General features: G+C 72.0%; 10 protein-coding genes. 2 read left to right on the top strand and 8 right to left on the bottom strand.

Annotation, left to right across the window (positions count from 1 at the left end):
* Positions 1-395: SDR family NAD(P)-dependent oxidoreductase (locus KME79_RS35625; protein ID WP_219549692.1), on the bottom strand; the 395-nt coding region annotated here is incomplete at its 3' end.
* On the bottom strand, positions 392-1,345 hold the full coding sequence (locus KME79_RS35620; protein ID WP_219549691.1) for an amidohydrolase family protein: 954 nt from the start codon (positions 1,343-1,345) through the stop codon (positions 392-394). The genes KME79_RS35625 and KME79_RS35620, both read right to left, overlap by 4 nt.
* 85 nt (positions 1,346-1,430) lie before the next feature.
* Between KME79_RS35620 and KME79_RS35615 the strand changes: the two genes are divergently transcribed.
* The gene (locus KME79_RS35615; protein WP_148035771.1) at positions 1,431-2,084 is read left to right on the top strand and encodes a TetR/AcrR family transcriptional regulator; all 654 of its coding nucleotides are present in this window, start codon (positions 1,431-1,433) and stop codon (positions 2,082-2,084) included.
* A gap of 45 nt (positions 2,085-2,129) precedes the next feature.
* On the opposite strand, the gene KME79_RS35610 is transcribed toward KME79_RS35615, so the two are convergent.
* The 6 genes from KME79_RS35610 to KME79_RS35585 form a co-directional block, all read right to left on the bottom strand.
* Entirely contained in the window at positions 2,130-3,755 is a 1,626-nt protein-coding gene (locus KME79_RS35610; RefSeq protein ID WP_219549690.1) for an AMP-binding protein, read from the bottom strand.
* A 1-nt stretch (position 3,756) separates the two neighbouring features.
* On the bottom strand, positions 3,757-4,509 hold the full coding sequence (locus KME79_RS35605; RefSeq protein WP_219549688.1) for an ABC transporter ATP-binding protein: 753 nt from the start codon (positions 4,507-4,509) through the stop codon (positions 3,757-3,759).
* Positions 4,506-6,314 carry a branched-chain amino acid ABC transporter ATP-binding protein/permease gene (locus KME79_RS35600; protein WP_219549687.1) on the bottom strand — a complete coding sequence of 603 codons (1,809 nt, stop codon included), beginning with the start codon at positions 6,312-6,314 and terminating at the stop codon, positions 4,506-4,508. The genes KME79_RS35605 and KME79_RS35600 overlap by 4 nt, the downstream gene beginning before the upstream one ends.
* Entirely contained in the window at positions 6,307-7,182 is an 876-nt protein-coding gene (locus KME79_RS35595; protein ID WP_148035767.1) for a branched-chain amino acid ABC transporter permease, read from the bottom strand. The genes KME79_RS35600 and KME79_RS35595 overlap by 8 nt, the downstream gene beginning before the upstream one ends.
* 7 nt (positions 7,183-7,189) lie before the next feature.
* Entirely contained in the window at positions 7,190-8,428 is a 1,239-nt protein-coding gene (locus tag KME79_RS35590; protein ID WP_219549686.1) for an ABC transporter substrate-binding protein, read from the bottom strand.
* Positions 8,429-8,532: 104 nt separating this feature from the next.
* Complete coding sequence (locus tag KME79_RS35585; RefSeq protein WP_246640971.1) at positions 8,533-9,117, bottom strand: TetR/AcrR family transcriptional regulator; 585 nt, start codon at positions 9,115-9,117, stop codon at positions 8,533-8,535.
* An 82-nt stretch (positions 9,118-9,199) separates the two neighbouring features.
* On the opposite strand from KME79_RS35585, the gene KME79_RS35580 reads away from it, so the two are divergent.
* A complete protein-coding gene (locus KME79_RS35580; protein ID WP_148035764.1) occupies positions 9,200-9,526 on the top strand; it encodes a rhodanese-like domain-containing protein in 327 nt (108 codons plus the stop codon).
* Positions 9,527-9,550 lie beyond the last annotated feature (24 nt).

The raw sequence follows: 9,550 nt of genomic DNA, 5'->3' as shown, positions 1-9,550 counted from the left end.
AGGACGGCGGCGCCCGGCCGTCCCGCGAGGACGGGCGCCGCCGCGCGGGCCAGCCGGAACGGCGCCGACAGGTTGATCTCCAGCACGCGCGTCCAGTCGGCGGTGCCGTGCTCGGCCAGTGCCGCGCGGTGCTCCACGCCCGCGTTGTTGACGAGCCCGTCAAGCCCTCCGAGCCGGTCGGTCGCCCGGTCGACGACGCGCTGGGGGGCGCCGCTCTCCGTCAGGTCGAGGGGCATCGTGTGCAGCCGGTCGCCGAACCGTCGCTCCAGGCGGCGGCATCCGGACTCGTCCACATCGGTCGCCAGCACCCGCGCGCCCTGGCCGAGCAGGTCGGCGACGAGTGACGTGCCGATGCCTCCGGCGGCCCCGGTGACCAGGATCCGGCGGCCGTTCACGACGCCGATCCCAGCAGTCGTCGGGCGTTGTCGTGCAGCCAGGCCCGGACGACGTCGTCAGGCAGTCCGAGCCGGGTGACCTCGTCGGCGAGTGCGGCGGGCGGGCGCGCCTGTGTCCAGCTGGTCGATCCGAACAGGACGCGGGTGCGGACGGACGTGGTGCCCAGGGCGAGCAGCGCCTCCCACCCCGACCCGGGGACTCCCATCCTGGCCGGACGGTGCGAGGAGAACTCCAGGTAGACGTTGGCGTGTCGCTGTGCCACCGCCAGCATCTCCGTGACCCAGGGCCATCCCCCGTGACCGGCGACCAGGACGAGGCCGGGGTGCGCGCCGGCGATCCGGTCCAGCACACGCGGTGCGGAGACGTCGATCGGGACGTCCGAGCGGAAGTGCTGTCCGCAATGCAGCCACACCGGGACACCGCGGTCGGCGGCGAGGCGCCAGAACCCGGCGTGCTCGGGTCCGGACGGGTCGACGCCGTCGAGGAACGGGATGACCGACAGGCCGGTCGCGCCGAGGTCGTCGAGCGCACGACGGGCCTCGGTGATCGCGGCCCGCGGGTCGGCGAAGCTGACACCGGCCCAGGCGCTGAGGAGGTCCGGGTGCCGTCCGGCATAGGCGGCGACCCGGTCGTTGACGGTGCCGTCCCCGATGGGCCACGGCCCGCCGTGCAGGACCTGGTGGGCGACTCCGGTTTCGGCCAGCGCGGCGACGTGGTGGTCGATGTCGAACCCGCGTCCGAGTACGGCGGCCAGCTGGTCCGCCGTGCCGGTCGCGTCGCGGGCCGCCTCCGCCGCGACGGCGCCGGGGTCACGCCCGGTGAGGGTGGCGAGCCGACCGGCGAACAGGATGAGATAGCGGGGCGCGGCGGTGGCCAGCGCACGCAGATAGGCCGTCCAGCACTCGGTGTCGTAGACGACCTCACAGACGTCGATCACCGGTTCACGCATCAGACCTCCATTTTGTACAAACGTTTGTTTACCATATGCGGCGCTGACAGGTCAATGAACGTTTATGTGGTGGTAGCGTCGAAGCGTGGCTACGACACGCTCCCGGACGACCGCCGGCGCACCACAGACCACGGCCTCGATGAGCCGGCGGATCCTCGACGAGGCGGCGCGCCTGTTCTACGAGGACGGGTTCCCCGCTACCAGCGTCCGCAAGATCACCGCCGCGTGCGGTGTCACCGCGGGCTCGCTCTACAACCACTACGAGTCCAAGGAGGAAGTGCTCTACGCGATCCTCAAGCGGGCGTACGAGGACTCGGAGGGCATGCTGGAGGAAGGGCTGCTGCGCGGCGGCGACAGGGCCGACCGGCAGCTGGCCGAACTGGTGCGCGAGCTCACGCTCTTCCACACCGAACGGCGCGTCGAGGGCCTGGTCGCCCGGACCGAATGGCGTCACCTCCCGGCGGAGCAGGCCAAGGAGATCCTCGACGCCCAGCGGCGCATCCGCCGGATCTTCGAACGCACCCTCGAACGAGGCTTGGCCGCCGGCCTGTTCCGCCTCAGCGACCCGCGAGCGTCGCGCCCTGCCCAGGTGGACGTGGTCGCCAAGGCCATCCTCGACATGTGCATCAACGCCGGGCAGTGGTTCCGCCCGGAGGGCGCGGTGTCGGCCCGTGACCTCGCCGACCAGTACTCCTTCCTGGCCCTGCAACTCGTCGGCGCCGGCCCTCCGGACGCCTGACGGCCCGCCTGCCCGCCGGCTTCGGGGCCGGCGGGCAGGCGGGGCTCAGCTCCCGCCGATGCGGTCCCGCCGGACGACCACGCCCAGCCGCTCGCGATCGGCCGTGTCCGCCGTGACACCCTCCGAGCGCAGCCGATGCTTCTCGACCTTGTTCGTCGGGGTGTGCGGGAGCGCGCCGACCACGCGGACGTAACGGGGCACCATGAAGTGCGCCATGCGCGGGATCAGGAAACGGAACAGCTCGGCCGGGTCGATCGCCGCGCCCTCCACGGGGGCGACCACGGCGAGCACGTCATCCTCGCCGTACGGGCTCGGCACGGCGACCACCGCGGCCTCCCGGACCGACGGATGCGCCAGCAGCTCGATCTCCACCTCGGCCGAGGAGATGTTCTCGCCCCGGCGCCGGATCGTGTCGCCCATCCGGTCCACGAAGAAGAACTCGCCGTCCACCGTGCGGAAGGCGTCCCCGGTGTGGAACCAGCCGTTGCGCCAGGCCCGTGCCGTCGCCTCGGGCATCCCGAGGTAACCGGAGTTCATCGCCCACGGCTGGTCGGTGCGCAGCACCAGCTCCCCGACCTCGCCGTCGGGCACCACCCGGTCGTGCTCGTCCACGACCCGCGCCTCTACACCGGGCCGCAGCCGCCCCGACGTCCCCGGAACGCCCGGGTCGGGGCCCGAGATGATCGGGATCGAGACCTCTGTCATGTTGAACATGGCCACCACGTCGACGCCGAAGCGTCCGGCGAACGCCGCGCTGTCCTCGATCAGCGGAATGATGAAGACGCGCCGCAGCGGGTGAGCACGGTCCTGGGGGGACGGCGGGCGCTTGGCCAGGAACGTCGCCATCACGCCGAGCAGCGTCACATGCGTGGTGCCCGTCGCGCGGACGGCCGGCCAGAACGCCTCGGTGTCGAACGCGCTGACCAGACTGATCCCGCCGCCGAGCAGCAGCGCGGCGTACGTGCCGATGGTGCCGCCCGCGTGGAACAGCGGAAGGTTGACCATGTAGCGGTCGGCCGCCCCGAAGCCGTCGAACGCGGCCCGCGCGCACGCCGCGAGCTGGACGTACGAGCACAGGACGCCTTTCGACGGCCCGGTCGTCCCCGACGTCAGGATCACCGCGTACGGGTCCCACGGCAAGGACGGCGACTCCGGGCGGAATCCCGGGGCCGGCGTGGCCAGCGTCTCCGGCCCCAGCACTTCCGGCGCGGCGGCCCGGCGACGTGACCGGGCGTCGTCCGCTCCCAGCACCACCACCCGTTCCAGCGCACCGGTGCCGATCTCGTCCAGCCGCCCGGCCAGCTCGGCGTGCACGATCGCCACCCGCGCTCCGGACAGCCGGATCGCGTGTTCGAGCAGCCCACCGCGATAGGCGGTGTTGAGCGGGACGAGGGTGCAGCCGAGCAGGTTCACACCGAACCAGACGCGCAGGGCGTCGGGTCCGTTGGGCAGCCAGGAGACCACCATGTCACCCGGCCGCACACCCAGTCGGTGCAGCCCGGCCGCGACCTGCTCAGCCTCGGCCAGGGTTTCGGCGTACGTCCATCGCGTCCCATCCTCGAAGACCGCGTACACCCGGTCCGGATGCTCCGCGGCGCGGCGGACGAGCAGCTCCCCGACCACGCAGTCCTCGGCCGCGGGCACCGCCGGGCCCCACCATCCACCGCTCATGTCACTCCTTGCTCCGCTGGTCACCGGACACGGCCGCGCCCAGGTAGGCGACCCGCAGCGCGGGGTCCTCCGCCAGCTCGGCGGCGGACCCCGCCGCCTCCACCCGGCCGTGCCGCATCACCAATCCCCGGTCCGCCAGCGCCAGCGCCTGGCCGACGCGCTGCTCCACCAGGATCACCGTCATGTTCTGCGCCCGTAGCCGGTCCACCACCGCGAACACCCGCTGGATGATCACGGGAGCCAGGCCGATGGACGGCTCGTCCAGCAGCAGCACCCGGGGTTCGCGCATCAGCGCCTGGCCGATGGCGAGCATCTGCTGCTCCCCGCCGCTGAGCACCTCGGCATAGGCGTCCATCCGCTCGCCCAGCACCGGGAACAGGTCGACGACCCGTTCCGTCCGCTCCCGCTCGACCCCGCGCCGGTCGGGGACGTTCCAGAGCCCGAGCCGCAGATGCTCGGCCACTGTGAGCCCGGTGAACAGGCGCCTGCCCTCGGGGATGTGGACCAGGCCGTGCGCCACGACGCGCTCAGGGCTCCACCCGGTGATGTCGGTCCCCGAGAGCCGCACCGACCCGGACGTGGGGCGCAGCAGCCCCGAGATGGTGCTGAGCAGAGTGGTCTTCCCGGCGCCGTTGCCGCCGACCACCGCGAAGATCTCGCCCGTACGCACCGTGAAGTCCACGGAGCGGACCACCGGCACCGCGCCGTAACCCGAGCTCAGCCCGGACACGGTGATCAGTTCCTCTGCTGTCATGCGGGTGCTCCCAAGTACACCTCGACGACCCGTGCGTCGCCGAGTGCCTCCTGCGGCGGTCCCGACGTCACCAGCCGGCCCCGGTCCAGGACGGTCACCACGTCGGCGACGCTCGCGACGAGTTCGATGTGATGCTCCACCAGCACCACGGTGGTGCCGGTGTCACGGATCGCCCGGATGAGGCGGCCCAGCGACTCCAGCTCCCGCGGCGTGAGCCCGGCCGCCGGCTCGTCCATCAGCAGCAGGCGCGGACGCGCCATCAGTGCCCGAGCCACCTCCAGCAGCCGCTGCTCACCATGCGGCAGCGAGGCCGCCTCCTCGGACGCCCGTCCGGCCAGTCCATGACCGGCCAGGAGCCGGTCGGCCTCCTCCGCCAGTTCGGCCTGCTCGCGGCGGGCCCACGGCAGCCGCAGGACGATCGCCGGCCCGCCTGACCGCTCCCGCGTGTAGGCGCCGAGCAGGACGTTGTCCCGCAGGCTCGACGTGCCCAGCAGCCGAGGCGTCTGGAAGACGCGCGCCACGCCACGCCTGGCTAGCCGCTCGGCGGGGGCCCGGCTGACGTCCTCGGCGTCGAGGATGACCTGGCCCTCGTCCTGCCGCAGCAGGCGGCTGATCACGTTGAGCAGCGTCGTCTTGCCCGATCCGTTGGGCCCGACGATCGCGTGAACCGTGCCCGGTTCGATGGTGAGGTCGATCCCCCGCAGGGCGTGCACCCCGCCGAACGACTTGCGGACGCCGATCAGCTCGACGCCGAGCGGCTCACCCCGCGGCGGCCCCGCCTCGATCGGGACGCCCGGGTCGGCGTCGGCGGTGTCGGTGTGGGCGGTGTCGGCGGGCACGCCGGAGGACCGGCGGCGCGCCCGGAGCTTCTCCCACGCGCCGGCGACGCCCTGCGGCGCGTACACCATCAGCACGAGCAGCGCCGCGCCGTAGATGAGTCCGCGCCATTCCGCGAGGCCGGTCAGCAGCTCGGGGAGGGCGAAGAACAGCAGGGTGCCGATGACCGGGCCCGCCAGCCGCGCCGCGCCGCCGATGATGACCACCAGCAGGAAGAGGATGGAGAAGTCGAGGGTGAAGTCGTCCGGGGTCACCAGCCCGTGGTGGACGGCCAGCAGCGCTCCGCCCAGCCCGGCGGTGGCGCCGCCGCAGGCGAAGGCGAACAGCTTCATCCGCGCGGGCGCGACGCCGACGCTCTGCGCCATCTCGGGCGCGTCGCGTACGGCCATCATGCCGCGGCCCAGGCGGGAGCCGACGATGGTGCGGACCATGACGAAGAGCATGACGTTGACGGCCAGAACCAGCCAGAGGATGTCCCGTTCCCCGAGCTCCCACGGCCCGAGAGCCGGTCGCGGTATGCCCATCAGCCCCGACCAGCCGCCGGTCAGCCCCTCGAACTCGACCAGGAGGCTGCGGGCCGCCATCGCCGCGCCGAGCGTGACCAGGGCGATGTACCAGGACGACAGCCGGAACGCGGGCAGGGCCATCAGCGTTCCCGCTCCCACGGCGACCGCCACCGCCACCGGGGCCGCCGCCCAGAACGTCCAGGCGTGGTCGGCCATGAGGATGCCCGTGGTGTAGGCGCCGACGGCGACCAGCGCGCCCTGCCCCAGTGAGACCTGGCCGGTGTAGCCGAACATGAGGTTCAGTCCCGTACCGACCAGCACGTAGATCCCGGCCGTGGTGGCCAGATAGGTGATCGTCGGGTCGCCGCTCAGCAGCGGCAGCGCGGCCGCGGCCGCCACGAGGACGAGCCAGGGGGCCGCGCGCCGCACGGCGCGGGACCGTGCCCCGCGAACTTCAGACATGACGTTGCACCGCCAGACCACGCAGGCCGTTGGGCCGGATCAGCAGGATGAGCAGCATGGCCGCGAACAGGACGACGGACTGCGACCCGGGCGAGGCGAAGACGGCGCCGGTGGCCTCGATGACGCCGAGCATCCAGCCCGCGACCAGCACGCCGCGGTTGTCGCCGATCCCGCCGACCGCCAGGGCGGCGAAGCCTTTGATCAACAGGCCCAGCCCCATCGTCACCGAGGCCAGCAGCAGCGGCGCCGCGAGGACCCCGGTGAGCCCCGCGAGCGCGCCGCCGAGCAGGAAGGAACGGCGGGTGAGCGCCGTCGGGTCGATGCCGCGCAGCCGGGCGCCGTCACGGTCGGCGGCCACCGCCCGCAACGCGGTGCCGAGCCGGGACCGATCCAGGACGCCGAGCAGGGCCACCACGGCGACGGCGACGACCACCACCGCGACCTGGTAGCTGGAGAACCGGACGCCCAGCACCTCCTGGACCCGCATGGACAGTGGCCACGGGGGCGCGACGGCGCTCGGCTGGTCCGTCCACAACCGCCCGGCGGCCTCCGCGAGCAGCAGCGAGAACGCGAGCGTGGTGATCACCCAGCCGACCGCGTGGGATGACCTGCGCAGCACCGGAGTCACGGCGACCCGCTCCTCGGCCAGCGCGACGACCGCCACGATCACCATCACGCAGGCGGCGGCGACTCCCCAGGGGAGCCCGCCGATCGGCGTGGCCGCCATCAGCATCGCGCCGATCATGATGAGTTCGCCCTGGGCGAAGTTCACCACGTTCGTAGGCCGGTGCAGGACGTTGAAGCCCACCGCGACCAGTCCGTAGAGGCTGCCGAAGACCAGGCCGGCGACCAGGATGTCGGCGATCATCGGCCGGTCACATCCCGTCCGCGCGCCGCCGGAGGACCCCACCCAGGCTCTGCGGCTCCTTCGCCGACATGAGGGTGCCCACCGTGATGTCCTCGTCGGCGATGCCGGAGTGCCGTTTCGCGGTGAACGACACCTTCGCCCGAACGCCCTGGTAGCCGTCGACCTGGTCGAGCGCGGCCTTGAGCTTCGCCGGTTCGAGGCTCTTGGTCTCCTCGATCACCTTGGCCATCAGCATCATGTAGTCGTAGTACGGGCTGGTCACCGCCGAGTAGCCGAGACCCGCGGTGTCCGGATGCTTGTCGATCCGCTCGACCAGCGCGCGCACCTCGGCGGACGGCTCCTCCTCGCCGGTGTAGGTGAGCCCTCGGTACGTCGTGCCGAAGAACCCGTCGAGCAGCGCGCGGGGGAACTCCCCGAGAGCTTCGATGTAGTTGAGGTCGTGCGAGACGATCACCGGGTGGAAGTCGCTGGCCGCCATCGCCCGCAGGATCAGGATGGTCGCCTGCGGCTGGCCGGTGAACAGGCCGAGGCCGTCCACGCCGGCCCGTTCGAGGTTGCGGACGAACGGCGTCATGTCGGAGGCGTCCACCTCGAACACCTCGACCGCGACCGGCTTCGCGGAGTAGGAGTCGCGCAGGGTCGCGATGACCGCGTCCCGGATCGACGTGCCGAACTCGGAGTTCTCGACGATGATGCCGATCTTGCGGAGCCCGCGGACCTCGTGCAGGAAACGCGCCGCCACCCTGGCCTGCTGGGTGGTGTTGTAGACGAGCTGGTAGTGGTAGGGGAAGCGGTCGCCGTCCCCGAGCAGTTCCGCGCCGCCCCAGGCTGACTGGATCAGCTTCGCCCGGGCGAGGGCCGTCACCGACGCCAGGACCTGGGAGCTCCCGGTCGGCCCGACCACGAACGTCGGCTCCTCCCGGATGAGTCGTTGCGCCACGGCCGGCTGAGAGGCCGGGCTTCCCTTGTCGTCCTCCTCCATGACCTGAACGGCCTGCCCGAGCAGCCCGCCGTTCGCCTTGAGATCCTCCAGGGCCAGCCTCGCGCCGACGTAGATCGGCTTGTACGCGGCGGCGAGCCGGCCGGTCTTCGGCTCCACCCACCCGATGCGGGCAGTGGTCTTGCCGGCTCCCGCCGAGCTTCCGCACGCCGCCGTCCCCAGGCCCAGCATGCCGAGCGCGGTGATGGACGCGGTGCCCGCCAGAAATCCTCGCCGAGACATCCCGTCCGTCCGGTATGTGGTCACGGCCGCCTCCTCGTTCAGTGTATGAACGTTTGTATATTTGCACGGAGCGTGAGTCAAGGGTTCTGGGAGGTTCTAGCGGGGAATGGGGGGCCGGTCGCGCGGGCTCACCCGTCGCAGGGTCGTGCCGCCGTACGGGCGAGGCGATGAAGGCCGGCGCGTATCCGCTTCCCGCCCAGCTCCGGCAGGAGAGCGGACACGTGCTCGGCCGACAGGGCGGCCAGCACCGCATGGGCGGTGTAGTCGGGGTCGGGCGTGCCGTCGAGCAGGATCGCCACATGGCGGTGCCAGAACCGGTAGGCCCCGATCCGGTAGCGGGCACCCGGCGCCGCGGTCTCCGACATGCGGATCAGGTCCAGGTGCTCCAGCAGGTAGTCGAAGTACGCGTCCACGAACGCGGCGAGTCGCTCGCCGGCTGCCGCGCCGGGGCCGAGCGGCGGCGGTCCATGCAGGATCGCCTCCTGCAGCACACGCTCGCGGGCGTCCAGCAGGGCCGCGGCCAGTCCGGACTTGTCACCGAACCGGCGGAACAAGGTGCCCTTGCCGACGCCCGCGGCCGCGGCCACCTGATCCATGGACACCGCCTCCACGCCGTGTTCGGCGAACAGCCGGGCCGCGGCCTCCAGCACGGCGGCCCGGTTGCGTGCCGCGTCCGCCCGTTCCTTCGGGGGTGGCTTGAGAAGCAGTTCCAACGGGATTGCGGAAACGGACTGCGGTCCGCTATTGTCACCAGACATAAGCGGACTATAGTCCTATTCTTCTGGAGGTGGCGGCATGACCGCACTCATCACCCGGGACGAACTGAAGGCCGCGATCGACGCGGGCACCGTGACCGTCGTCGACGCGCTGGGCGGCGAGTACCACGCGAAGCGGCATCTGCCGGGCGCCATCGCCCTGGTCAGGGAAGACGTCGACAGGCTCGCGCCCGCCCTGCTCCCCGACCTGGACGCCGCCATCGTCACCTACTGCTCCAACCCGGCGTGCCCCAACAGCGGCCAGGTCGCCGACCGGCTCACCGCCCTCGGCTACACCGACGTCCGCAAGTACCGGGAGGGCATCGAGGACTGGACCGACGCCGGCCTCCCCACCGAATCCGGATGATCCTCGTCGTGAAGAGGAGAGGCG

The sequence above is a fragment of the Nonomuraea harbinensis genome (genome assembly GCF_019396385.1).
Classification (GTDB): domain Bacteria; phylum Actinomycetota; class Actinomycetes; order Streptosporangiales; family Streptosporangiaceae; genus Nonomuraea; species Nonomuraea ferruginea.
The sequence above is the reverse complement of the archived record's forward strand: the minus strand, read 5'-3'. Positions and strand labels throughout refer to the sequence as shown.

Bases quoted from the DNA above. Each gene is read 5' to 3' on its own strand.
- KME79_RS35580 (WP_148035764.1), top strand. From the start codon at position 9,200: ATGACCGCACTCATCACCCGGGACGAACTGAAGGCCGCGATCGACGCG.
- KME79_RS35600 (WP_219549687.1), bottom strand. From the start codon at position 6,314: ATGTCTGAAGTTCGCGGGGCACGGTCCCGCGCCGTGCGGCGCGCGGCC.
- KME79_RS35610 (WP_219549690.1), bottom strand. From the start codon at position 3,755: ATGAGCGGTGGATGGTGGGGCCCGGCGGTGCCCGCGGCCGAGGACTGC.
- KME79_RS35620 (WP_219549691.1), bottom strand. From the start codon at position 1,345: ATGCGTGAACCGGTGATCGACGTCTGTGAGGTCGTCTACGACACCGAG.
- KME79_RS35595 (WP_148035767.1), bottom strand. From the start codon at position 7,182: ATGATCGCCGACATCCTGGTCGCCGGCCTGGTCTTCGGCAGCCTCTAC.
- KME79_RS35605 (WP_219549688.1), bottom strand. From the start codon at position 4,509: ATGACAGCAGAGGAACTGATCACCGTGTCCGGGCTGAGCTCGGGTTAC.